Origin of the sequence: Maribacter huludaoensis, from assembly GCF_029350945.1 — a bacterium.
Lineage (GTDB): Bacteria > Bacteroidota > Bacteroidia > Flavobacteriales > Flavobacteriaceae > Maribacter > Maribacter huludaoensis.
The window spans coordinates 398914-421894 of sequence record NZ_JARKMS010000004.1; the positions used below are offsets into that span (position 1 = coordinate 398914).

Annotated in this window: 25 protein-coding genes; 11 read left to right on the forward strand and 14 right to left on the reverse strand. The window is 35.6% G+C overall.

The features are described from left to right. Positions 1–376: 376 nt before the first annotated feature. Both lacZ and PXC01_RS14010 read left to right on the forward strand, forming a co-directional pair. Positions 377–3568, forward strand: coding sequence for a beta-galactosidase, LacZ type (gene lacZ, locus PXC01_RS14005; protein ID WP_276472903.1), 3192 nt, complete (start codon positions 377–379; stop codon positions 3566–3568). 49 nt (positions 3569–3617) lie between these two features. Next, the gene (locus PXC01_RS14010) at positions 3618–4751 is read left to right on the forward strand and encodes a formylglycine-generating enzyme family protein (protein ID WP_276472904.1); all 1134 of its coding nucleotides are present in this window, start codon (positions 3618–3620) and stop codon (positions 4749–4751) included. 12 nt (positions 4752–4763) lie between these two features. On the opposite strand, the gene PXC01_RS14015 is transcribed toward PXC01_RS14010, so the two are convergent. Next, entirely contained in the window at positions 4764–5459 is a 696-nt protein-coding gene (locus tag PXC01_RS14015) for a LytR/AlgR family response regulator transcription factor (protein ID WP_276472905.1), read from the reverse strand. Between the two features lie 221 nt (positions 5460–5680). On the opposite strand from PXC01_RS14015, the gene trxB reads away from it, so the two are divergent. After that, on the forward strand, positions 5681–6664 hold the full coding sequence (gene trxB, locus PXC01_RS14020; protein WP_276472906.1) for a thioredoxin-disulfide reductase: 984 nt from the start codon (positions 5681–5683) through the stop codon (positions 6662–6664). 63 nt (positions 6665–6727) lie between these two features. Here trxB and PXC01_RS14025 read toward each other — a convergent pair whose 3' ends face one another. From PXC01_RS14025 to PXC01_RS14055, 7 genes are all read right to left on the reverse strand, one after another. Then, a complete protein-coding gene (locus tag PXC01_RS14025) occupies positions 6728–7174 on the reverse strand; it encodes a hypothetical protein (RefSeq protein WP_276472907.1) in 447 nt (148 codons plus the stop codon). Positions 7175–7303: 129 nt separating this feature from the next. After that, positions 7304–8347 (reverse strand): aminotransferase class I/II-fold pyridoxal phosphate-dependent enzyme, encoded by a 1044-nt coding sequence (locus tag PXC01_RS14030; RefSeq protein ID WP_276472908.1) that lies wholly within the window; start codon positions 8345–8347, stop codon positions 7304–7306. Continuing rightward, positions 8347–9360: a dipeptide epimerase gene (locus PXC01_RS14035; RefSeq protein ID WP_276472909.1), complete on the reverse strand. Its 1014-nt coding sequence runs from the start codon at positions 9358–9360 to the stop codon at positions 8347–8349. Before PXC01_RS14035 ends, PXC01_RS14030 begins: the two co-directional genes overlap by 1 nt. A gap of 88 nt (positions 9361–9448) precedes the next feature. Continuing rightward, positions 9449–10171 (reverse strand): head GIN domain-containing protein, encoded by a 723-nt coding sequence (locus tag PXC01_RS14040; protein WP_276472910.1) that lies wholly within the window; start codon positions 10169–10171, stop codon positions 9449–9451. 110 nt (positions 10172–10281) lie between these two features. Continuing rightward, a complete protein-coding gene (locus tag PXC01_RS14045) occupies positions 10282–12072 on the reverse strand; it encodes a PspC domain-containing protein (RefSeq protein WP_276472911.1) in 1791 nt (596 codons plus the stop codon). A 2-nt stretch (positions 12073–12074) separates the two neighbouring features. Then, the gene (locus PXC01_RS14050; protein ID WP_076550581.1) at positions 12075–12410 is read right to left on the reverse strand and encodes a PadR family transcriptional regulator; all 336 of its coding nucleotides are present in this window, start codon (positions 12408–12410) and stop codon (positions 12075–12077) included. Between the two features lie 183 nt (positions 12411–12593). Further along, entirely contained in the window at positions 12594–13076 is a 483-nt protein-coding gene (locus tag PXC01_RS14055; RefSeq protein WP_276472912.1) for a DUF4870 domain-containing protein, read from the reverse strand. 194 nt (positions 13077–13270) lie between these two features. On the opposite strand from PXC01_RS14055, the gene PXC01_RS14060 reads away from it, so the two are divergent. From PXC01_RS14060 to PXC01_RS14085, 6 genes are all read left to right on the forward strand, one after another. Then, complete coding sequence (locus PXC01_RS14060; protein ID WP_276472913.1) at positions 13271–13732, forward strand: DUF4442 domain-containing protein; 462 nt, start codon at positions 13271–13273, stop codon at positions 13730–13732. 5 nt (positions 13733–13737) lie between these two features. Next, positions 13738–14247: a hypothetical protein gene (locus tag PXC01_RS14065; RefSeq protein ID WP_276472914.1), complete on the forward strand. Its 510-nt coding sequence runs from the start codon at positions 13738–13740 to the stop codon at positions 14245–14247. 68 nt (positions 14248–14315) lie between these two features. After that, a complete protein-coding gene (locus tag PXC01_RS14070; RefSeq protein ID WP_276472915.1) occupies positions 14316–15113 on the forward strand; it encodes a TIGR00266 family protein in 798 nt (265 codons plus the stop codon). A 449-nt stretch (positions 15114–15562) separates the two neighbouring features. Next, positions 15563–16321, forward strand: a complete 759-nt coding sequence (locus PXC01_RS14075) for a DUF2461 domain-containing protein (protein ID WP_338089472.1) — start codon at positions 15563–15565, stop codon at positions 16319–16321. Between the two features lie 74 nt (positions 16322–16395). Next, positions 16396–16980 carry a GDP-mannose pyrophosphatase NudK gene (gene nudK, locus PXC01_RS14080; RefSeq protein ID WP_276472916.1) on the forward strand — a complete coding sequence of 195 codons (585 nt, stop codon included), beginning with the start codon at positions 16396–16398 and terminating at the stop codon, positions 16978–16980. Positions 16981–17001: 21 nt separating this feature from the next. Next, complete coding sequence (locus tag PXC01_RS14085; protein ID WP_276472917.1) at positions 17002–17502, forward strand: peptide-methionine (S)-S-oxide reductase; 501 nt, start codon at positions 17002–17004, stop codon at positions 17500–17502. On the opposite strand, the gene PXC01_RS14090 is transcribed toward PXC01_RS14085, so the two are convergent. After that, a complete protein-coding gene (locus PXC01_RS14090; RefSeq protein WP_276472918.1) occupies positions 17503–18771 on the reverse strand; it encodes a D-alanyl-D-alanine carboxypeptidase/D-alanyl-D-alanine-endopeptidase in 1269 nt (422 codons plus the stop codon). 144 nt (positions 18772–18915) lie between these two features. Between PXC01_RS14090 and PXC01_RS14095 the strand changes: the two genes are divergently transcribed. Both PXC01_RS14095 and PXC01_RS14100 read left to right on the forward strand, forming a co-directional pair. Then, positions 18916–19113 (forward strand): hypothetical protein, encoded by a 198-nt coding sequence (locus PXC01_RS14095; RefSeq protein ID WP_276472919.1) that lies wholly within the window; start codon positions 18916–18918, stop codon positions 19111–19113. Between the two features lie 78 nt (positions 19114–19191). After that, entirely contained in the window at positions 19192–19611 is a 420-nt protein-coding gene (locus tag PXC01_RS14100) for a hypothetical protein (RefSeq protein ID WP_276472920.1), read from the forward strand. A 3-nt stretch (positions 19612–19614) separates the two neighbouring features. On the opposite strand, the gene PXC01_RS14105 is transcribed toward PXC01_RS14100, so the two are convergent. The 5 genes from PXC01_RS14105 to PXC01_RS14125 form a co-directional block, all read right to left on the reverse strand. Continuing rightward, positions 19615–20550, reverse strand: a complete 936-nt coding sequence (locus tag PXC01_RS14105; protein WP_276472921.1) for a LysR substrate-binding domain-containing protein — start codon at positions 20548–20550, stop codon at positions 19615–19617. Between the two features lie 81 nt (positions 20551–20631). Next, positions 20632–21051 (reverse strand): DUF2141 domain-containing protein, encoded by a 420-nt coding sequence (locus PXC01_RS14110; protein ID WP_276472922.1) that lies wholly within the window; start codon positions 21049–21051, stop codon positions 20632–20634. A 134-nt stretch (positions 21052–21185) separates the two neighbouring features. Continuing rightward, positions 21186–21674 carry a DoxX family membrane protein gene (locus PXC01_RS14115; RefSeq protein WP_276472923.1) on the reverse strand — a complete coding sequence of 163 codons (489 nt, stop codon included), beginning with the start codon at positions 21672–21674 and terminating at the stop codon, positions 21186–21188. Positions 21675–21759: 85 nt separating this feature from the next. After that, complete coding sequence (locus PXC01_RS14120) at positions 21760–22254, reverse strand: CIA30 family protein (protein WP_276472924.1); 495 nt, start codon at positions 22252–22254, stop codon at positions 21760–21762. 104 nt (positions 22255–22358) lie between these two features. After that, positions 22359–22967, reverse strand: coding sequence for an FMN-binding negative transcriptional regulator (locus PXC01_RS14125; RefSeq protein WP_276472925.1), 609 nt, complete (start codon positions 22965–22967; stop codon positions 22359–22361). Positions 22968–22981: the final 14 nt, after the last annotated feature.

Consider the following 22981-nt stretch of genomic DNA (forward strand, 5'->3'; position numbering starts at 1 on the left):
CAACTACTAAGGAAAGAATCAAAATAAAAAAGTTAAGGTTATATCAAATTTATTATTTACAAGTTTCTTGAACGAAAATTATAGGCAGAAAATAACGGTATAAAAAACTGATCTATAATCTGCTATGAATAAGGAATGGGTTTAAAACTGTTAAGTGTAATCCTATTTGTTGTTTCTAAGTTGCTTTCTCCAATAATAATTCATTTTTAAATCCACAAGTTTAGTTGTATTTTGCAAGGATGGAATTTAATGTAGTACATAATTTTGCGTGTACTAAAATGTGAATTTCATTAATTGAAATGGGTATAAATGCGAAATTTCTATTATATGAGTGATTTTGCAAATATTGAAACTAACACACTTGAACAACTAGAACATGAAAAACGGTATTAAAATTTGCGTACTCGGCATCTTTTTATTTACTGCATTTTTAAATGCACAAGCTCCAAAATGGGAAAATCCGGAATGGGAGAATCCTGAAATATTTCAGATCAACAGAGAAGAGCCTACGGCATCACTTTATCGCTATGAGGACGTAAAATCAGCTTTGGCAAATGAAAGTTGGGAGAATTCTTTAAACTATCAGTCTTTAAATGGGGAATGGAGTTTTAATTACGCGGCAAGTGTACCGGAAAGACCGATATTGTTTTATAAACCGGATTATGATACCTCTGGGTGGAACAAGATAAAGGTTCCGTCTAATTGGGAACTGGAAGGTCACGGTACGCCCATATATACGAATGTGGTATATCCTTTTCCAAAGAATCCGCCATTTATTCCTCACGATATTAATTCCGTTGGTAGTTATAAGCGTCATTTTGAAACTCCTGAAAACTGGGAAGATAAAGAAGTGTACCTACATTTTGGAGCGGTAAGCGGTGCCATGTACGTATACTTGAACGGGCAAATGGTAGGGTATAGTGAAGGCAGTAAAACTCCGGCAGAATTTCATATCAACAAGTATTTAAAAGAAGGCAGAAATGACCTTTCTGTACAGGTGTTACGCTGGTCTGATGCCAGCTATTTAGAAGATCAGGATTTTTGGAGGTTAAGTGGTATAGATAGGGATGTCTATTTGTATGCAACCAATAAAGCTACTATCAAAGATTACACCGTAGTGGCAGATTTAGATGAAACCTATACGAACGGTAAATTCCGTTTAGACCTAGAATTGGCAAATACCGGTAAGAAACAAAAAGGTACTCAAGTAGAAATTACATTATTGGATGGAGCACAAGAAGTCTTTAAAGTAAACCAAAGTTTAGATGTCGCTGAAGGAATAACTACGGTAAAATTCGCTCAGGAGATTCCTAATGTAAAAACATGGAATGCTGAAAAACCTAATCTTTATGCACTACTTTTTACATTAAAGGATAAAAAAGGCAACGTTACCGAAGCCATCAGTTCAAAAATCGGATTTAGAAAAATTGAGATCAAGAACAATCAATTTTTGGTGAACGGTATGCCCGTATTGATCAAAGGCGTAAACCTACATGATCATGATGAAGTAACCGGGCATGTGATCAGTGAAGAGGTTACGTTGAAAGATATGGAGGTGATGAAGCAAAACAATATCAATGCTATTCGCTGTAGTCATTATCCTAAAAACGAATTTTTCTATAGAATGGCAGATAAATATGGTTTTTATGTAGTTGATGAAGCCAACATTGAAATTCATGGTATGGGAGCAACCAATCAAGGTTTGGATGGTGATGAGGCTGCAATTGCCGTTCACCCTGCATATAGACCTGAGTGGAGAGAAATGCATTTAGATAGAACGATTAGAATGTTTGAACGAGATAAAAATTATACTTCTATAGTAACCTGGTCTTTAGGAAACGAAGCCGGTAACGGTCAAAACCTTTTTGATACGTATGATTGGTTAAAGGCACATGATACAACAAGACCTGTACAGTACGAAGGAGCCACAAATTTCTCTAATACCGATATACAGGCACCTATGTATGCAAGGGTAGATCAAACTATTGAATATGCAGAAAATAATCCTAAGAGGCCTTTGATTCAATGTGAATATGCGCATGCCATGGGTAATAGTGTTGGAAACTTACAAGAATATTGGGATGCCATAGAAAAATATGATGTGCTGCAAGGAGGGTTTATTTGGGACTGGGTAGATCAAGGATTAAAAACTACCAATGAAGATGGCGTAGAATTTTATGCCTTTGGGGGCGATTTGGGCGGAGCGGAATTACAGAACGATAACAACTTCTGTTTGAACGGTTTGGTTGATCCTGACCGTTCTGCACATCCGGCTTTATATGAAGTGAAAAAAGTATATCAATATGTAAAGTTTACATCGGAAAATCCAAAAGCGGGAAAAATCAGTTTAAGGAATATGTATGATTTTACAAACCTGTCCGAATATAATTTTTCATGGAGATTGTTGGAGAATGGGGTAGAAGTAGGTAAAGGAAAAATTGCCGATGTTGATATTGCTCCTTATCAAACTAAAGCAGTGCAAATAGAATTGCCAGAATTAGCAAATGCCACTTCTGAGTATCATTTGAATGTATATATGACCACAAAGCAAGAAAGTGCATTAATTCCTGAGCACTACCTATTGGCGTACGAACAGTTTCAATTGACAGATTATAAACCATCTGTTTTTAAAGAGAATATTGACGGATTAAAATTGACCAAGAAAGAAGATATCATTACCGTTACAGGTGACGGATTCAAAATAGGTTTTAATAGTAAGGACGGAACATTGTCATCTATAGATTACGGACAGGGAAATTTGCTTCAAAAGGGACCTGCCGTTAATTTCTGGCGCGCACCTAACGATAATGATTATGGCTATAATATGCCAAAACTTTTAAAGCCTTGGAAAGATGCTACCGATACTCAAAATCTATTGCGTTTACAAGTGAATTCCAATGAAGGCAAGAAAATTATTGATGCTGTAAAGTTGACCGCTAATCCGTTTAAGATTAGAAATGATTTTAAGTTAAATGCAACATACGGTCTACCATCTGTAAATGGAGAGGTACAGGTAACCTACACTATTAATGCGAAAGGTGAAATTTTGGTGAGCACACAATTGAAAGGTATTAAGGGCGATTTGCCCATTCTGCCAAGATTTGGTAATAACCTGATTATTGATAACAATTACGATCAGGTAGCATGGTATGGTAGGGGAAAACATGAAAACTACCAAGATCGTAATACATCTGCTCTGGTGGGCGTGTATAGTGCTCAGGTATCTGATCTGTATTATGAATATATTCGTCCGCAGGAGAATGCAAACAGAACGGATATTAGAACTTTGTCCTTTGAGAACAAGGACGGTAAGGGTATCAAAATTACCGCACCAGATCTATTCTCGTTTAGTGCGCACCATCAATTGAATTCAGATTTTGATGAAGGAATGGAAAAAAGGCAACAGCATACGTTTGATATCCCTACAAGAGATTTGATCAATATAAATATTGACCATAGGCAAATGGGTGTAGGTGGTGATAATAGCTGGGGTTTACTACCTATGGAGAAATATCAGATCAAACCCGCAAATCTTTCGTTTGACTATGTAATAAGTCCTATACGTTAAAATCTTATTATTGATCAGAATTTTAAATAGTAGAAAGTATATTTAGACCATGAAGAAAAGCATGCAATATGTAGCCTTGATCGTTTTTGGTGTATTGATGGTCAATTGTAAGTCAGAACCCAAGAAAGACAAAATAACACAAGAAGAGAAAACCGAGAATGAAAAGCCTACACCGGTAATAGATCATACGGTATTGAATGAAAAACCGGAAGGAGTAACTGCTCCTGAAGGTATGGTTTGGGTGCCGGGCGCTGTTTTTAAACAAGGTGCTGTTAATAATGATAAAATAGCAATGGATCATGAAAAGCCGGCAATCGATGTAATGGTAGATGGTTTTTTTATGGACGTTACCGAAGTGACCAATGCACAATTTTCTGCATTTGTAAAAGCAACAGGTTATGTAACGGTAGCAGAAAGGGGAATTGATTGGGAAGAATTGAAAAAGCAAGTACCGGCAGGCACAGAAAAACTGCACGATTCCATATTGCAGCCCGGTTCATTGACTTTTAAAAAAGCAAAATCTTCAGTACCTAATCTTTATGATTTTTCCCAGTGGTGGAATTGGACCATTGGCGCAGATTGGAAACACCCTAACGGACCAAAGAGTTCCATAAAGGGAAAAGAGGATTACCCGGTAGTACAGGTTTCATACGAAGATGCATTGGCTTATTGCGAATGGGCAAATAGGCGCTTGCCTACAGAGGCGGAATGGGAGCTGGCATCAAGAGCGGGTTCATATGGTACCATTTATAATTGGGGCGATGATGTATCCGTTCTTGCGGAAAAAGCGAATACGTGGGAAGGAGAATTTCCTGTTGAAAATACCTTGGCAGATGGTTTTGAACTTAGGGCTCCCGTAAAATCATATCCGCCAAATGCATTGGGATTATATGATATGGCAGGTAATGTATGGGAATGGACCAGTGATTGGTATAATAGCGATTATTACAAAGAAGCTAAATCTAAAAATACGGTTTTGGTAAATCCCAAAGGAGCAGAAAGTCCGTACACACCAAATAACCCGCTTGCAAAAGAAAGAGTGATCAAAGGAGGGTCCTTTTTGTGTAGTGCATCATATTGCGCAAGTTACCGTGTATCTGCAAGAATGAGGTCCAGTATGGATTCCTCATTAGAGCATACAGGTTTTAGAACAGTTGCAACTGCTGAAATGTTGAAAAACTAGACAAAGATGATATTAATCTATGCAGTTTAATAGTTGATCAAGTTCAACAATTTTTGCACGGCTAATTGGTATTTTCTTGTTTTGAATTTCTATGAATTCATGGTTATAGCGTTCAACCATTTTTAGGTTAACGATATAAGATTTATGAATTCTAATGAACTTATCCGCTTCCAATCGTTTGTTAAAAGCGTTCATTGTAGATAATATAATGTAATTACGTTCTTGGGTCACTACTTTTACGTAGTCGCCTAAAGCTTCAACATAGAGAATACCATGAACATTAAGTTCAACCTGTTTTAAATTGTGTTTTACCGTAATCTTATTTTCGGGTTGTTTGTTTTTAATGAACTTGATTTTGTCTATGGCTTTTGTAATAGCGATGTTGAACCGTTCATTACTATATGGTTTTAAAAGAAAATCGGTAACGTTGAATTCAAAAGCTTCAAGTGCATATTTCTGGTCATGGCTGGTAATTATAACTTGAGGGGTTATTTTTAATCCTGCAAGAAACTCAAAGCCGTTCATCACCGGCATTTCAATATCTAAAAATAAAAAATCTACGTTCAATTCATTTACTAGGGCAAGACTTTCATTGGTAGCACTTGAAGAATGTACCAGTTTTAGGTTTTTATTATGCTGAATAATTTGCTCTAGAAGTTTCCTTTGTGTGTTAGAATCTTCTATAATAGCACATTTAAAGGTTTTCATTCGATAATAATATAAGTTCTATTATACATACGTAAAGAATGGGGGAAAGTTCGTTTTTTCTTTATTTAATGTATTCTTAAAGTTAGAAAAACAGGCGAAAAATAGTAAATAGTTATCTTCATAGCTAATATTCGTATAAAAACTTTTGATAACTATATTGTAAGTTTTTAGCTCAAAAACCTACTTTTGTAGTAGAGAATTTAATAGAACCACTTGATATTATGTCTGATAAAATAGAACGTGTAAAAACATTGATTATAGGATCCGGTCCTGCAGGGTATACAGCTGCAATATATGCTGCCCGTGCAGATTTAAAGCCTGTTATGTATACAGGTATGGAGCCAGGGGGTCAATTGACCACCACAACGGAAGTAGATAATTTTCCTGGATATCCGGAGGGGATAGACGGTCCTACTATGATGGTACAATTGCAACAACAAGCAGAACGTTTTGGTACCGAGGTTAGAATAGGTATGATCACTTCTGTAGAATTTTCAAAGGAAAAAGGAGGTATTCATAAGGTAGTTGCGGACAATGATAAGGTAATAGAGGCAGAAACGGTTATTATTTCTACCGGAGCATCTGCCAAGTATCTTAATATTCCTAGTGAGCAACGTTTGCGTGGGGGCGGTGTATCTGCCTGCGCAGTGTGCGACGGTTTCTTTTATAAGGGTCAAGATGTTGCCATAGTAGGTGCGGGTGATACTGCCGCTGAAGAAGCGTCTTATTTGGCCAACATTTGTAATAAAGTAACCATGTTGGTACGTAGAGATGAGATGAGAGCCTCTAAAGCAATGCAACATAGGGTACACAGTATAAAGAATATTGATGTACGTTACAATACCGAAGTTGATGAAGTACTAGGTGATCAGGTTGTTGAAGGTTTACGTATGGTAAACAACCAAACAGGTGAAAAGGAAGAAATTGCTATTACCGGTATCTTTATCGCAATTGGTCATAAACCAAATACGGATATATTTAAAGGTCAGTTAGATATGGATGAAACTGGTTACCTTATAACAGAAGGTAAGTCTACCAAGACTAATTTACCTGGTGTTTTTGCCAGTGGAGATGCACAAGACAAAGAATACAGGCAAGCGGTTACCGCTGCTGGATCTGGTTGTATGGCTGCTTTGGATGCTGAGCGTTATTTGGCAGCCATTGGTTCTGTTGAGGAAGCAGTAGCAGACCAATATAAATTATAGTAAAAAAGTTTTAAATAAAGGCCCATTCATTTAAATGGGCCTTTTTTGTTTTTTAATTCAAGGTCAATCTATTCTAACATAGTTTTCAGAGAAGGTACGGTTACCTTCTTCGTCTAAACTAATTTGACTAAACCTATCATTGCTAAGCTGAAGTTCAAATGTAAATATGCGCATGGTGTCCATAGCTTGGATCATTTCATTATCTCCATATTCCAGTGTTTCCATTAATTTATCTTCTGTAATATTATAAGTACCGTAACCAAATCTACCTACTTTGTCCACGGGTACATATCTGGTCCACATAATTTTTCCGTTATAATACATTTTAACCTGTCTGTACCCATCTGCTGTAGGTATGGTATCAATAACTTGTTGTCCGTCGTAATTATAAAAACTTTCTAGCTCCCAGGTACCTTGTATGGTATGCATATAGTTTTCATTAATAGAATTTGTAGAGGCTGCTGAAACCAATAAGAGCATCAACAAAACCAAACCTATAATTTTTTTCATAGTGATAAGGTGTTAGTTAATAAAAGAGGTGAACGTGTACTAAAAAGATACGAATTAAATATTAGAATTTAATAAAAAATATAACTAATAATTACGAATAACATAATTAATATCATCTTATTGTATCAATTATTGGGTACATGTGTAAAATGAATTAAGAATATTGCAAAGAGTTGAAATGTCTTGATTTGTGTGTGAAGCGCTTAAAACTATACGACTCATTAAAGAATCCTTTTCTGTGGGATACCTGAAATTTGTAACTATTATTCCGTTTTCTTTTAGATAGGTAGCTAGTAATTCATTTTGAAAATTAAAGGTAGGATGCCCCTCTGCAAAGACAAAAATAGAAGTTGTTGATAATTTTGATAAGAAGAGCTCGGTATTTTTATGTAATTGAGCTCTTTTTATTTTGATAAGTTCTTCAGCATCCTTAATAGTAGCTAAAGCTGCTGGTGTTGCCGGGCTGGCGCCACCAAAAAAAGAGGTCTGCTTTAATTGGTCTATACTGTTCAAATTGCCAAAAATGGCACCGGCCTGTACGCCAAATCCCTTGCCCAATGAGCATGAGACCAATAGATTTTTTGGCTGTAGTGATTTTAAAAATCTAAAACTGCCTCCGCCGTTTTTGCCTGTAATCCCTATTCCGTGAGAATCATCTACGATCAAAATGATATCTTCTAACGCTAACCTTTTTAAATAGTTATAATTAGGGTAGTTGTTAGCTTGAAAGTCAATACTATCCAAAAAAAGTACAGGTGTTTTGTTTGTTAGTTTTTTAATCGAATTTTCTAGTTCCACCCAATTTTCAGATAATTTCTGGTGGTTTCTATATAAAGCGGAATGTGTATTTGGGGCGTAAAATAGTTGATAGTCAGTAGTGCTAAAATAGTCGCATAACAACTGCCCTGCCAAATACCCGGAAGACAGGGTAATACAACTTTCGCTACCTGACATTTTTGCCAAGTACGCATCCACTTCATCAAAAATGGATATTTTAATATTAGATTTACGAGAAGCACTGTAAGCTGTGCCATATTTTTTGATATTCTTGATGAACAATGATTGAAAATCTGCATTTGTCTGTAATCCCAAATAAGACGTACCGCCAAAATATAGGTATTCCTTACCGTCAACGCTTATAGTTCTATCGGGAAATTCATCAATAGTAAACATTAATCTAATAATTGAACACCGCTACCGGCAAGTTTAGGGAAAATCACTTTTCCGTCAGGTTCAATATGAACACCCGTTGCAATGTCACTTTTCAATAATAAAGCACCGTCCATATCCACATAATCTAATTGTGGAATTAATTGAGCAATAGCAGAAATACCTACTGTAGATTCTGTCATACAACCAACCATTACACTTATACCTAATTCTTTAGCCTTTTTTATCATGCGTAGGGCAGGGGTAAGGCCGCCACATTTGGTCAGTTTAATATTTATACCACTAAAATGTAAAGCGCATTTTTCTACATCACTCTCTACAACACAACTTTCATCAGCAATTACGGGCAATACACAATGGTGCATGACTTCTTCCATACCAGACCAGTCATCAGCTTTTAAAGGTTGTTCCAAAAACTCTACCCCCAAATCTTTCAAAAGGGGGGCGTTGAATATGGTTTCTTCTGCCGTCCATGCACAGTTGGCATCTATTCTAAAAATAGCATTGGTATGTTTTCTTAATTCGCGGACAATTGCGACATCGTCACTAGTACCCAATTTTATTTTATAGATAGGCCAAGGCATTTCTTGCATTTTTGCCAACATAACCTCAATAGGAGCAATACCAATGGTGTAGTTAGTGGTAGGATATTTTTCAATCTTTGTGCCCCAAACCTCATATAATGGTTTTCCCAGTAATTTTCCATAGAGATCATGAGCGGCCAAGTCTAAGGCGCAAATGGCAAAATTTGATAAACCTTTGCGCACTAGAAATTCATGAAAAATTTCTGGTGTGGTAAATTCAAATACTTCTATTTCAGATTTAATGGAATTAATTTCATCCATCATGCTCTCTACAGTAATCTTGTAATACGGATTGGAGGTTGCCTCTCCATATCCTGTTTTACCGTTTAAGGTTAAACAGGCAATTATAGTATCTTGAAAATCATGGGATTCCCTAGAAATGCTAAAGGTATGTTTTAGTGGTAAAATGTATTTTTTAAGTTGTACTTGCATACTACTAATATACAGATTAGGCATAGACAAAAAAATGAAAACCCACTGATATTTCAGTGGGTTTTAAATTTAGGTGTGTCCAAGGATATTAGTACTTGTGTACGCTACCGGAGACCGATTTGTTTTTATGAACGTTGGGGTCACCTTTATAAGAGATGTTGCCACCACTAGAGGCTTCTGCCGTTAGGTTGTCCGTAACGTCAATGCTAATATTTGCACCGCTGCTAGCGTCCGCATTTGCCACCAATGTAGATAAGTCCTTAGCCCTAATATTTGCACCGCTACTGGCATCTACATAAACTTCTTTGGCAGAACCTTCTAAAGAGATATTTGCACCGCTACTGGCATCTATTTCCATATTGGTTACAACTACTGTAGCATTGATAATGGCACCGCTACTGGCATCAACTTCTAATTTATCTGACTGAATTTTATTTTCAGTCGTTAAATGAGCTCCACTAGATGCCTTTAAACTGGTAATATTGGGCATGGTTACATATACCTTTTTAGTAGCTCTACCAATATTCTCTATACTGTGAATTTTTAATTTCCCGTTTTTAATATCTGTACCGATCAAGTCAATGATATTTTCATCGGCCTCTACTGAAATGTCAAAATTTGGACCCTGGGTTACAAATACTTCTAACCCTTCAGAGCTGGCAACTTCCGTGAAATCACCGGTAATTTCCCTGGTTTCTTCAACGATTACGCCATTACCTTTTTCCCCGGTACCAAAATTAATATCAAAATTGCAAGATGAAAGTATTAGGGCCAATACGAGTGCTACGGTTATTCTTACTAGTGTTGTCATGATTGTTCGTTTTTTGATTGATTAATATATTATGATGTAAAAATGATTGTTTTTTTAGTCTTTTACGATTAATAAATACTGAATTGTTGTTTTAGGTGTATGAACTGTAATTAGTTGATACTATCGTTGGTATTGACCTTTACGCCGTTCTGATCTAACTTCATTTTAAACGATTCTCCATTATCGTTAACGTCAATGTCTATTCCATTTTCGTTGATGATGATTTTACCTTTATCACCATTATCGTTAATGTTGATGTCAATACCATTTTCATTGATATTGATGCGGTTAGAGCTGTCGTCATCTTCATCGTTCATTTCAATGAATTCAGGACAGTCCTGGCATTCAAGCTCACCGTTGTCGGTCATTTTCCAGATATATCCTGAAAGACCTTCAACATCCCTATCCGTATTAACAGTGGTAATCCAATCTCTAGAATTTGTCTGGTCATAGGTTAAAATGGTGCCCACGGGTAAAAATATGTTTACACGAACTTCCTGGTCTTTAAACTTAGGACCTTGTGTGGTCAAATAATCATCAAAAGAGATAGTATTACCGTTTACTTCATATTCATAGACGATTTGACTGGCAATATCTTTTGCCTCTCTGTTGGATGGACCATCAGCCTCTTTTCTAATTTGAACACGAACCAAGGTGTCTTTAGACTTACGAATTCGGAATCTGACATCATCGGAAACCAAAACCTTATTACCAGCTTCGTCATAAGAAATAAAGGTATCGCCCATGTGCATATCCTTTTCGTAATCGTACTCATCCGTAGATACCAACCTAATATTCAACGTATCTGTAGGGATCACCGTGGTAATCTCTTGTTCAACAGATGTGCTACCGGTATAGGCGTGTGCTGCAGCTTCTCTAATACCAAAGATGACCAAACATATAATTGATATTAACCATAATCCTAACAATGAGAATTTAGCAACGGTACCAATAGACTTCAGGTTATTTACCAATATTTTTAATCCTAAATACATTAAGAAGAAAAACGGAATGCCTATAGCAAAAAAGGCCAATAACGATACTACCCAAATAGGCAAGTTGGTAGAATTTACAACATTGTAGAAATCAATACCAGGTACATGAATGATATCTAAAATACCAACGGTAAACATACCTACAAAAAGACCTATCAATGTAGCCGCACCAATGATAACTAAAAGAATACCAATGAATTTGCCAAAGATTTTGAACAGAAACATTACAATGTCACCAAAGGTGTCAAAAATCGTTTTACCTCCTTTTTTGACGGTGTCTCCTACTTTTTCATAGTCTACACTTTTTACACGATCCGCTACGTCATCAAAACCCTCTTTAACTTTACGCTCAATATTACTGATGTTGACCGTTTCGCCGCTCATATCTAATTTTTGAGCGGTAGTTTTGGCTTCAGGAATAAGGATCCACAGAAGACCATAGATAAAGATGAATCCTCCCCAAGTGAAAATAGTCAAGAAAATCCATAGTAAACGAATCCATAACGGATCAATACCAAAGTAATGCGCTAACCCTGCAGATACGCCGGCAACATATTTCTTTTCTGTATCCCTATATAGTTTCTTAACTCTTTCCTTAGTATAGGCAGACTTTTCTTTAGGCTCATCTTCAAACATGTCCTCATCTACCATATAGTCTTCTGGTTGCCCCATTATGGCAATAACTTCATCTACCTCTTTTTGAGTGATAACCTGTCTTTCATTCTCTAATTTGTCATGAAAAAGTTCGGCTATACGGGCTTCTATATCTGCAATGATTTCATCGCTGCCCGGTGTGTTGGCAAAAGAACGTTTTACAGATTCTAAATACCTACGCATTATATTGTATGCCTCTTCATCTATATGGAAGAGCATGTTCGCTAAATTTATATTTACTGTTTTGTTCATGATCAGCTGTTTTTTGAGTTGGTTACCAGGTTGGTGGCTTTTCTTAATTCGTCCCAAGTGGTATCTAATTCTTTAAGGAATATTTTACCGGTCTCGGTTAATGTATAGTATTTTCTTGGTGGTCCAGAAGTAGATTCTTCCCAACGGTAGTTCAGAAGCCCCGCATTCTTTAACCTGGTCAATAGCGGATAGATAGTGCCTTCCACTACTAGCATTTTTGCATCTTTTAACGTGCCCAAGATTTCAGAAGCATATTTATCATGTCCATTTAAAATGGACAGGATGCAATACTCCAAAACCCCTTTACGCATTTGTGCTTTTGTATTTTCTACATTCATAATCTCTTTTTGCTTTTTATGCAGTCCCGTTTTTGGAGGGGATTGCTCCATTGTCTCTGTTGTCTGCATAGGTTAACTGTTCGTTTTTTGTTCGATGAATAAACATCCTTATTGATTTTTTTGATTGATTAATAAACTCTTAAGGGTGTGATGAATACCCATTATATATGTGTACTGATGATTTTATTTAATAAATTTTATAGTGAAGGGATATTCAAAAACTTCGCCTTCGTTAGTTTTTATGGTAGCTAAAATGGTATAAACAATGTTGATGATAAACAGGGCAGACTGAGCTAAGCCCAAAACTCCCACAGGTATCATCCATGGACCGAAAAAGTCGTCTGAATCAAAATTAAAATTGATGCTGTTGAAACTATGGACGTTTACCAAGCCAAAATTGTCAAAGTCGAAAATGTTCGGTAAAAATCCGCCTAGGAAAAATGGAATACTGACCATACCTACAAGAATAGAGTAGAGTAGTATGCTAATTTGAAAGTTTAAAGCTTGTTTACCGTTGTGGTCTACAAACTCATATTCTTTTTTGTTTGCAGTCCATAATACCAAAGGAATGATGAAGTTCCCAAAGGGAATAAAAAACTTAGAGAACGTACTTGCATGTATAAGTGCAGAGAGGTTTCTTTCGTGCTTTGTTACTGATTCTGTCATGATTGATTCGTTACTGATGATGATTGATTTTAATACTATGCAAAAGCCAATTACGTTGATTACCTATTAACTTCCTATGCAAATATATGTCTAAAAAAAGGTACTATGTAACGCATAGTACTAATATTTAACATTATTTTAACATTTTAGATTGGTGTAAATTATAGCTATTTTTATCCAAATTTTAGAATAAAATGGCGGTAACACCTAGTAAAATCAATATGTTTTCCTTTTTTAAATTACCATCTGCATGGTGGTGCGGGGTGCGTTTAAAGGAAATAGATAAAAACAGGTCAGTGGTGACGGTAAAGCACAGATGGTTCAATCAGAATCCGTTTAATTCTATGTTTTGGGCTGTTCAAGGTATGGCTGCAGAATTAACGACTGGGGCTTTGATGATAGACCAAATTGAGGCAACAGGAAAGAAAATTTCTATGTTGGTAGCCAACAATACCGCAAATTTTTCTAAAAAGGCCACAGGTAGAATTACATTTACTTGTGAAGACGGACACCTTATAAAAGAAGCTTTGGATAAAACGATTGCCACTGGAGAAGGACAAACCATTTGGATGAAATCTGTAGGTGTAAATACAGATGGGGTAGTGGTTAGTACATTCAAGTTTGAATGGACGGTGAGGTTGAAACAGAAAAAGTAGTTTCAGTGAAAAGAGCGATAAGATTCAAAGAGACTCAGAAATTTACCCAATGGTGGCTGTGGTTGATCATACTTGCTCCAATAATTTTAGTATTTTTTAATTTTTTAGGTATTATTCTTTATGTTTTTAGCGGTTACACTCCTGATGATTCAGGAAATGTAAGTGTTTCTTGGGTATCGGGTAGGTTATCTATTGTTCAATTTATCTGCGTCCTAGTTTATGTAGCTACCATTTTATTTTTGGCATTATCAAAACTTAAAGTATCGGTTTCGGATAAGGATATAAAAATTCATCATCTAGTATTTTTCAGTAAAGTCATTGATTTAAATGAAGTAGTAGAAAAACAAATCGTTAATTATGATTTTGTAGGGTATGGTATCAGAAAAACTAAAAAGTACGGTACGGTCTATAATGTAAAGGGTAAAGAAGGAGTCGCCATAACACAGACTAATGGTAAAAAGTACCTTTTTGGCTCGCAAAAGACCGAAGAATTTTTAAAATCTCTTTTAAAATAATTCGGTTTAGTTGTAACAAAAGTACTTCTGCTAACAACTAATAAGCATCAATCAAAAAAAATATACACATGAACGCACACGAAATAGATTATGAGATTTTTGGGGAAGAAATGCAATACGTTGAAATAGAGCTAGACCCACAAGAGGCAGTTGTTGCCGAGGCTGGTAGCTTTATGATGATGGATACCGATATTAAAATGAGCACCATTTTTGGTGATGGTAGCAATCAAGACAATAGCGTTTTAGGGAAGATTTTTTCAGCAGGAAAAAGAATGTTGACAGGTGAGAGTCTGTTTATGACGGCATTTTTAAATATTGGTCAGGGTAAAAAGCAAGTAAGTTTTGCTTCTCCGTATCCAGGTAAAATTCTGCCTATTGACCTTTCTGAAATGGGCGGACGTTTCGTTTGTCAAAAAGACGCCTTTTTATGTGCAGCACAAGGAGTATCCGTAGGCATCGAGTTTTCAAAGAAATTGGGACGTGGACTCTTTGGGGGTGAAGGTTTTATCATGCAAAAATTAGAAGGAGACGGAATGGCTTTCGTTCATGCAGGTGGTACACTGGCAAAAAAGACGTTGGCACCTGGTGAAGTACTAAAAGTAGATACCGGCTGTATAGTAGGGTTTACCAAAGAGGTAGATTACGATATTGAATTCGTTGGCGGAATTAGAAATACTGTTTTTGGCGGAGAAGGATTGTTCTTTGCAACGCTTCGCGGACCAGGTACTGTATATATTCAATCACTACCATTTAGCAGATTGGCAGGTAGAGTACTAGCATCAATACCTACAGGTGGAAAAGATAAAGGAGAAGGTAGTATTCTTGGGACCTTAGGAGATATTGTTGGTGGAGATACCCGGTTTTAAAAATTATGGACAAGGTACAAAGTACGGGGTACGGAGTATTAAGTATTTTGTTTGTATTTTGAGAAGAGAATTAGAATAAAGAAAATAGACTTGTTTTGATACGAGCATTTAAGGAGAATTCAGCGATGATAGAAGTAAGTTGTGCAAAGTACAAAGTATTAAGTACGAAGTACAAAGTGTAAAAAAACATTTGAATTTAACTTTTGAGTTTGAACTTGACTTTTGAACTTGACTTTTGAACTTGACTTTTGAACTTGATTTTTGAACTTGAACTTGAACTTGACTTTTGAATTTGAATTTGAACTTGAATCTTGAACTTGAACTTAACTTTTGAATTTGAATTTGAATTTGAATTTGGTTTTTGAACTTGAACTTGACTCTTGAACTTGAACTTGACTTTTGAATTTGAATTTGATTTTTGAACTTGAACTTGAATTTGATTTTTGAGCTTGAGTTTTTATTTTAATATTCCAACAACCAACAACCAACAACCAACAACCAGCAACCAACAACCAGCAACCAGCAACCAGCAACGAGCAACGAGCAACGAACTTATGAGTTTTAAAAATCAGATAGACTTCCTAAGAGAGTTACAGCAGAACAATTCAAAGGAATGGATGGATGCCAATCGTAAATGGTACAAACAGGTACGGGATGAATATATAGATTGGTTAAATAGTATGAATAGGAGACTGTCCGCTATTGATGACGACTACTATGATACGCCCGGTAAAAAGGGAATTAATCGTATCAATAATAATCTAATGTTTTACCCAAATAAACCCATATACAAAGATCACTTTGGGACCGGATTCGATAAGAAACCAAAAACTGCGGATTTCTATTTTGAATTAGGAATAGACCGTTGCATATTTGCTGGTGGATTATGGAGACCGGAGCCAAAAGTATTGCGTAGTGTACGCGAAGCCATTGATTATGACGGAGAAGAGTTGGTAAAAATCTTAAATAAGAAATCTTTTAAAACTCGTTTTGGAAATCTTTTTGAAGATGCGAAACTAACAAACGCACCTAAAGGATTTGCCAAAGATCATAAGCATATAGAACTGCTCAAAAACAAGACTTTTGCTGTATTCCAAGAATTTGATACTAAAGAAACCAACAAGGCTAATTTTGATAATGAGTTAATTAAAGCCTATAAAGAAATGCTACCTTTTAGGCGCTATTTAAATAAAGCGATTACGGTTTAAAAGTTCTAAAAACATTGCGAAGTTTTTTTGGCAATTCTAGGTATATTTAAACATTAAATACTAAAACAATAGCATTGAAAAACGGCAGTATTAAAGACGTTAAGAAAGAATTGCTTTCTAATAATTGGTATACCTTACATAAATTTACTTATAAATATCAACGCCCGGATGGCAGTTGGGAAACACAAGAGCGAGAAGCTTACGATAGAGGTAACGGAGCAGCTATTTTGCTATATAACTCTAAAAAAGGAACTGTAATATTAACTAGGCAATTTAGAATGCCAACTTATGTAAACGGTAACGAAGATGGAATGATGATAGAGGTTTGTGCAGGGCTTCTTGATGGAGATAATCCTGCTGATTGTGTTCGAAAAGAAACGGAGGAAGAAACTGGTTATAGGATAAACAACGTTCAAAAAGTATTTCAAACCTACATGTCGCCAGGTTCGGTTACCGAAGAATTGTATCTTTTTGTTGGTGAGTATGACGATAGTATGAAAATAGGTGAAGGTGGTGGGGCAGAAGACGAAACCGAAAATATTGAGGTATTGGAACTAGACTTTGTCCAAGCAATGGATATGGTTGCGAGCGGAGAAATAAAAGATGCCAAAACTATTATGTTACTGCAATATGCAAAATTGAACGCATTAGTTCAGTAGTTGAATACCGACTATTTACAAATGAATAAAGTCTCAAAAATTGGTTTTGGTGGCGGGTGCCATTGGTGTACCGAGGCTGTATTCTTGGCCCTGAACGGTGTTGAAATAGTAGAACAGGGTTTTATTGCCGTAAAAGACGGTTCCTTAGATTTTTCTGAAGCGGTCATTGTACATTATGATCCAACTATTATAACATTGAAGGATTTGGTAGCTATTCATTTAGACACCCATAAAAGTGATAAAAATCATTCTATGCGAAACAAGTATAGGTCTGCTATTTATTATTTTGGTCAAGAATTCATACCTGTATTAAAGCAAATTGTTAGCGACAAACAAGAGGAATATAATAATGAATTAATTACCGCTATATTACCATTTGGTACCTTTAAATCATCTGAAGAAAGATTTCATAATTATTATTTCAGTGATATTGAAAAGCCATTTTGTAAAACGCACATATCGCCAAAAATAAAAATGCTAAAGGAGAAATACGCTAAACATTTATCTTCCAAAGTGAAATAGTCAATAGGTATCCCTTAGGGTTTGGAGCATTCGTTCCATTCTGATCCTTTCTTCATTGGTAGCTTGTTTGTAATGGTTGTTCATAAAGCTGAAAATCAATGTTTTACCAGATTTTGTTAAAAGGTATCCGCTAAGGCAATAGGTATTACTTAAACTACCTGACTTTGCGTAGATATAAGGCTGGTCATCACCAGAAAACCTGTTTTTTAAAGTTCCGCTAACTCCCCCGGCCGGAAAAATAGCGAATAAACGTTCTGTAGAAATCATCCGGTACAACTTATCAAGGACAGTTACCATGTTCTGTGGGGTAAACAGGTTGTAACGAGAGAGTCCGGAACCGTCTACCCATCTAGGTATTTGTTTTAAATTACCCAATTCATTATCAAGAATAAGGGTTCTAATCAGTTTGCTGTCAAGGCAGTCCTTCAATTCAGAACCGGCAAGTAATAGTAATTGTTCTGCAATAAAATTGTCACTTTCATGCATCATTCTAATATAAAGCGAATCTGAATCTATACTATACAAAGTCTGTTTTTTTCCGAAGGGCATAGTTGCACGTTGCTCAATTTTTTTGTTCAAAAGGTGTGCTAAAATAGATTTAGTAGTAGTGTTGCTTGTAATAAACGGAGTTTCTAACGTATCTCTAGACAATGGCGAGTAATAAAAGGTGTTAGAAAATTCTTTACGATTTTTCTTTTTAGTTAGTTGAAAGACACTATCCTTAAAATATGAAGGCGATACATTTAAACCTGAATTATTTGAAGTCATTACTACATTTCCATGTATGGGAAGGTCATTTTTTTCTGGAGAATAGTAATATTGGTAATCATCCCAAGCCCAACCTGGTCCATATTTTTCATCTCCAAAATAGTTGGTGGTATATACTAGGTTATCATGCCGTTGTAAAAACTTTAATGCCGTTGAGTCTTTTAAGAACGGATGTAAAAAAGAAGGGTCGCCCGTTCCTTCAAAATACAGCGAGTCGTTTATCTCTATATATCTTAAAGCGGGTATTTGTGCAGGCAATGTCTTTAGTGCGGCAAAAAGTGTAAAAATTTTGGTATTACTGGCCGGTATAAAGTATTTGTGGCTATCTAGGTTATAAATGGTGTCCTTGGTATTGGCATCCACTACTAAAATACCCGTAAACTGGTTCTGATAAAAGGCAGAGGATAATTGTTCGTTGAATGTTTTTGAAATTAAGGATTTCTTTGGGCTACATGCCGCAAAGAGAAGTAAAGTTATACCTACAACAATGAAGTTCTTCATGTATTCGAAAATACAAAAATGAAAACTCATCAATGTTATAAAAATTTAACAAGTACTTAATTACTTTAACTTTTTGTATACAATATTAAAACTGCATTTCTGTTTACCTTTATACAACAACAAATCTATTAATCTATCAACAAAATGTCTAAGTCTATGCTAGAGTATAGTAAAACAGTGCTTAAAAAGGTTAGTTTTGATACCTTATTATTTTGTAAAGAGTTAAAGAAAGCGTTAATGACGCTTATGCCGGAAGAGGCAGAAGAATTAAAAATCTGGTTAGAAAGTTATATTACGGATAAACCAGAACTACATCAAAGTTTAGTTTATTTAAAAGCATAATTGAGAGCCACGTTAGTGGCTCTTTTCATTTTAAAAGCAACCTAATTTAATTTCTAACATCTTATAATAAAAGACATTATGGTATTCAAATTTAGTGTTGCAATATGTTTGCTTTTCTTAATGCAATGTCAAAAAGACGATGTAACGTTTGATGATACACCAATTGACGATACAAGTTTGGTGGGCGAGTGGTTGTTAACAGCATCTTATGTGAGCCCTGGTGGTGCAACGGAGTGGAAAGAGGTGGATGAAGGTTATCGCTTTTTATTCGATGAATATGGAAGTTATGAAAGAACCGATTTTAGCAAGAACCAACTTGAATCTGGCACCTATGAAATTTTGGACGAAGAGCTATTTTTATACTTCTATACCAATGACCAAAAAGATACTTTGGGGTACCGCGCAGATTTTAATGAAAATAAAACAAGTTTAACCATTTCACCATCATACCCATCTGTTTGCTTTGAAGGGTGTTTGTACAGATTTAAAAAACAGTAGGCGCTACTTATTTAGCGGGCTTATAATTTTTACATCTTGAAAAGCGATGGCGCCACGTACAATACCGGTAATCACATCTCTTAGGGCTTCCGTAATCTGTACTTTCAGTTCTTTTTTATGATATATAAGGCTTACTTCACGCGCAGGCGAAGGTTCCTTAAAGTATTTTAAGTTCTTCTTTTTTATATCGTCAAGCTCTAAAGTATTTAAGTAGGGTAGAAGTGTCATGCCCAGCCCTTCATTAGAAAGGTTTATAAGTGTTTCAAAACTACCACTTTGCAAACTAAAATGCTCAACACCTACTTTTGGGGCCTTACAAAGGTTCAGGACACCTTCCCTAAAACAGTGTCCGTCCTGTAATAACAGAATATCTTCAATATCTAAATCTTCTGGGGTAATCTGAGAACTGTTTCCTAATCTATGTTCTTCGGGTACATACCCCACAAACGGCTCATAATACAAAGGTCTTTCTGTTATAAAATCGACCTCTAACGGCGTTGCGGCTATAGCGGCATCTATATGGCCATCCTCTATATTTTGAATTAAATTCTCTGTATTCTGCTCTTTGATAATAAGGTTTACCTTTGGATATTTCTGAATGAAATTCTTTAAGAACATAGGTAATAAAGTGGGCATTATTGTTGGTATTATACCCAATACATAATCCCCACCAATATATCCTTTTTCTTGTTCTACTATATCTTTTATACGTGCCGCTTCATTTACAATGTTCTTAGCTTGAGCTACAATTTTTTTACCTACCTCGGTAATGGTAATCGGCTTTTTACTTCGGTCAAAAAGTAATATATCCAGTTCATCTTCAAGCTTTTGTACTTGCATGCTAAGCGTAGGCTGTGTAACAAAACTTTTTTCGGCGGCTAAGGTAAAATTCTTGTATTCCGCAACAGCAAGTACGTATTGTAATTGGGTAATGGTCATGTATATAGTATAAGGTTATAAAATTACTAAAAAGCATTATTATAACCTATTTAACGATGCCACGTAGCGCTTTATTTCTAGTTAAAAACGAAGCTTTAATTCCATGTCTTCTGCTGAAATAGTGAACTTGGCATCGCTAAATGTTGGTGGTGCCATTGGCATGAAATCTCCGCTCATAGCATATTCTTCTTTGGGCATTCCGTTAGGTTCAAAATCCATACGTGCATTATCATTGGCATCATGAAGTACTGAAAAAGCATAATCTCCCGGTTGAACGTTCTCAAAAGTGATAATCAATTCTCCCGGTTCAGCTTTATCCTTACTGCTTCTAATAGCTTCAGCTTTCATAAAGGTATTTTCATTGTGTAATCCGCTTAAAATATGCCCGTCACTACTCAATACATTTTCAATGATTACGGTAAGTGTAATGCCTTCGTTTTCTTGGGCATTCATGGTAAAACTCAATGCTAATACGGTAATAGTAAAAAGTAACTTTTTCATTTTATAAGGTTTTTAAAGATTAATTGATACTTCAAAGATGCCTTATGAATATCCTTTTTAAAAAAGTGTTGAACCCAACTGTAGAAAAATGTATCTGAGTTGTTAATTTTAAGCTATAAAGAAAAATAGACACACTATCGTTTAGCGGTAAGAAAGTAATCTAGACCAAATTTACCTGAGCCAAAACCCATAAAAAATAGACCTAAACAGAAAAGTATAAAGGTTGGCATAATACTCCATGTATAGTCCCAAGGTCTAAATACTATAGTAATGAACATAGTTGTGGTAATAAAAAACGAAGTTATTCTTGTATTTAATCCTAGAATAAGTAGGATGCCGCCTAAAGCTTCTGTAAAACCTGCGGACCAAGCAAATACTTCTGGCATCAATGAAAATGGAGTTCCAAATTGTGTTACCAATTCAATAAACCAATCAGAAACCTCAAGATATTCTAAATTCATAGAGGCAGGCGTCCATGGAGTGCCAAATTTATTTATTGCAAAAACAAAGGACAAAAGATATCCTGTAATTAATCTAGGTATTAATATTAATATATTAGGTAAAAGAGCATCTACCTTAAAAGGAATAATTAATTTTTTAATGGGTTGCAGTTGGTGGTACATAGGTCTAAGTTTTGGTTACTTAAACTTATTAAAATTTAAGTTATTAAAAGGTGACCAATATCAATATAAATTATAATCAGAATTATTATTTTATTTCAATTTTATCTATTTCTAGCACAAAATCTTCTTCAATTCCGTTCTTAATAATAATGGCAATTTGCGTTAAATAATCTCCATGATAATTGGGTAGGTTTAATTCTTCACCTCTAAAAACAGCTTGCATATCCTTAAAAGGTATTTCTATTGTTGTCCAATCTTTGGTAGAAGTAAATTCATAACTATAGGTATGTCTTTGATGTTCACCGGACTTACACCGAAAAGCATATCTTTTACCATCTCCCTTGACGGATAGCAGAAATTTGGTATACACGTTCACGTGCATACGTTCTACATTGCGCCTTACCATGCAGAAACCACCATTATTTTCTAATGACACATGTCCGCTAAATACTCCAAAACCCTCCTTATTCACTTGAATAAGCCCCATGGATAGGCCGCCCATAACATCGTCATTGACGATTTGCCAATCTTTTAGATGGAAATTTTCATCAAATTTGTACAGGGTTTTTATCTCGCTCATAATTTAAATATTTAGGCAGCATATTTGGTACCTCTAAAAGTAAAATAAAACCAAGTGGTCAGCTTGCCCCAAAAGCAATAATTTTAGCTGTAATGACAATCCATTTATCGCATTTGTTTCTTCATTTCTTGGGCAACTGCTTTCTCACTAGCAGATTTTTTTTCAAGTTCAGTTATAATTTTCGGGTGGTCATGTTCCCTGCCTTGTGAAAGTTTGTTTACGGCCTGAATGTCATTAATTTCAATCTCAAAACCAATAATACCAGATACCTGCCTCATTGTTTTTTTAGACATGTTATTAAGGGAAATAGGATTTTCTGACTGTTGTTCGTACTTATCAACTAGGGCATGTAACGATTTTAATAATTCTTCCGGAGTTTGAATTTTAACGGTACCGTATACATGAACTGCAATATAGTTCCAGGTAGGTACTTCTTCATTCTGGTACCAAGAGGAGGAGATATAACTATGCGGACCGTTGAAGATGCAAAGTACTTCATCACCATCGACCAAATTTTTACTTTGCAAATTGGCTTTGGCAATATGGCCTACAAGAATATCTTTTTGCCCTAAATGTTTTTCAAGTTCTAAAGGAATATGGGTGCCCCAAGGTTTGCCCGCAACGGTATTGATCAAGATACCGAAACTGTTATTCTTTAAAAACTCGTAAACCTCTTCAATATCATTGTTCTTATAGTGTTCAGGAATAAACATGGGCCTTAATTTAA

What these genes read in the sequence shown, in the direction of transcription:
- lacZ (WP_276472903.1), top strand. Translation starts at nt 377, where the DNA reads ATGAAAAACGGTATTAAAATTTGCGTACTCGGCATCTTTTTATTTACT.
- PXC01_RS14010 (WP_276472904.1), top strand. Translation starts at nt 3,618, where the DNA reads ATGAAGAAAAGCATGCAATATGTAGCCTTGATCGTTTTTGGTGTATTG.
- PXC01_RS14015 (WP_276472905.1), bottom strand. Translation starts at nt 5,459, where the DNA reads ATGAAAACCTTTAAATGTGCTATTATAGAAGATTCTAACACACAAAGG.
- trxB (WP_276472906.1), top strand. Translation starts at nt 5,681, where the DNA reads ATGTCTGATAAAATAGAACGTGTAAAAACATTGATTATAGGATCCGGT.
- PXC01_RS14025 (WP_276472907.1), bottom strand. Translation starts at nt 7,174, where the DNA reads ATGAAAAAAATTATAGGTTTGGTTTTGTTGATGCTCTTATTGGTTTCA.
- PXC01_RS14030 (WP_276472908.1), bottom strand. Translation starts at nt 8,347, where the DNA reads ATGTTTACTATTGATGAATTTCCCGATAGAACTATAAGCGTTGACGGT.
- PXC01_RS14035 (WP_276472909.1), bottom strand. Translation starts at nt 9,360, where the DNA reads ATGCAAGTACAACTTAAAAAATACATTTTACCACTAAAACATACCTTT.
- PXC01_RS14040 (WP_276472910.1), bottom strand. Translation starts at nt 10,171, where the DNA reads ATGACAACACTAGTAAGAATAACCGTAGCACTCGTATTGGCCCTAATA.
- PXC01_RS14045 (WP_276472911.1), bottom strand. Translation starts at nt 12,072, where the DNA reads ATGAACAAAACAGTAAATATAAATTTAGCGAACATGCTCTTCCATATA.
- PXC01_RS14050 (WP_076550581.1), bottom strand. Translation starts at nt 12,410, where the DNA reads ATGAATGTAGAAAATACAAAAGCACAAATGCGTAAAGGGGTTTTGGAG.
- PXC01_RS14055 (WP_276472912.1), bottom strand. Translation starts at nt 13,076, where the DNA reads ATGACAGAATCAGTAACAAAGCACGAAAGAAACCTCTCTGCACTTATA.
- PXC01_RS14060 (WP_276472913.1), top strand. Translation starts at nt 13,271, where the DNA reads ATGGCGGTAACACCTAGTAAAATCAATATGTTTTCCTTTTTTAAATTA.
- PXC01_RS14070 (WP_276472915.1), top strand. Translation starts at nt 14,316, where the DNA reads ATGAACGCACACGAAATAGATTATGAGATTTTTGGGGAAGAAATGCAA.
- PXC01_RS14085 (WP_276472917.1), top strand. Translation starts at nt 17,002, where the DNA reads ATGAATAAAGTCTCAAAAATTGGTTTTGGTGGCGGGTGCCATTGGTGT.
- PXC01_RS14090 (WP_276472918.1), bottom strand. Translation starts at nt 18,771, where the DNA reads ATGAAGAACTTCATTGTTGTAGGTATAACTTTACTTCTCTTTGCGGCA.
- PXC01_RS14095 (WP_276472919.1), top strand. Translation starts at nt 18,916, where the DNA reads ATGTCTAAGTCTATGCTAGAGTATAGTAAAACAGTGCTTAAAAAGGTT.
- PXC01_RS14100 (WP_276472920.1), top strand. Translation starts at nt 19,192, where the DNA reads ATGGTATTCAAATTTAGTGTTGCAATATGTTTGCTTTTCTTAATGCAA.
- PXC01_RS14105 (WP_276472921.1), bottom strand. Translation starts at nt 20,550, where the DNA reads ATGACCATTACCCAATTACAATACGTACTTGCTGTTGCGGAATACAAG.
- PXC01_RS14110 (WP_276472922.1), bottom strand. Translation starts at nt 21,051, where the DNA reads ATGAAAAAGTTACTTTTTACTATTACCGTATTAGCATTGAGTTTTACC.
- PXC01_RS14115 (WP_276472923.1), bottom strand. Translation starts at nt 21,674, where the DNA reads ATGTACCACCAACTGCAACCCATTAAAAAATTAATTATTCCTTTTAAG.
- PXC01_RS14120 (WP_276472924.1), bottom strand. Translation starts at nt 22,254, where the DNA reads ATGAGCGAGATAAAAACCCTGTACAAATTTGATGAAAATTTCCATCTA.
- PXC01_RS14125 (WP_276472925.1), bottom strand. Translation starts at nt 22,967, where the DNA reads ATGTTTATTCCTGAACACTATAAGAACAATGATATTGAAGAGGTTTAC.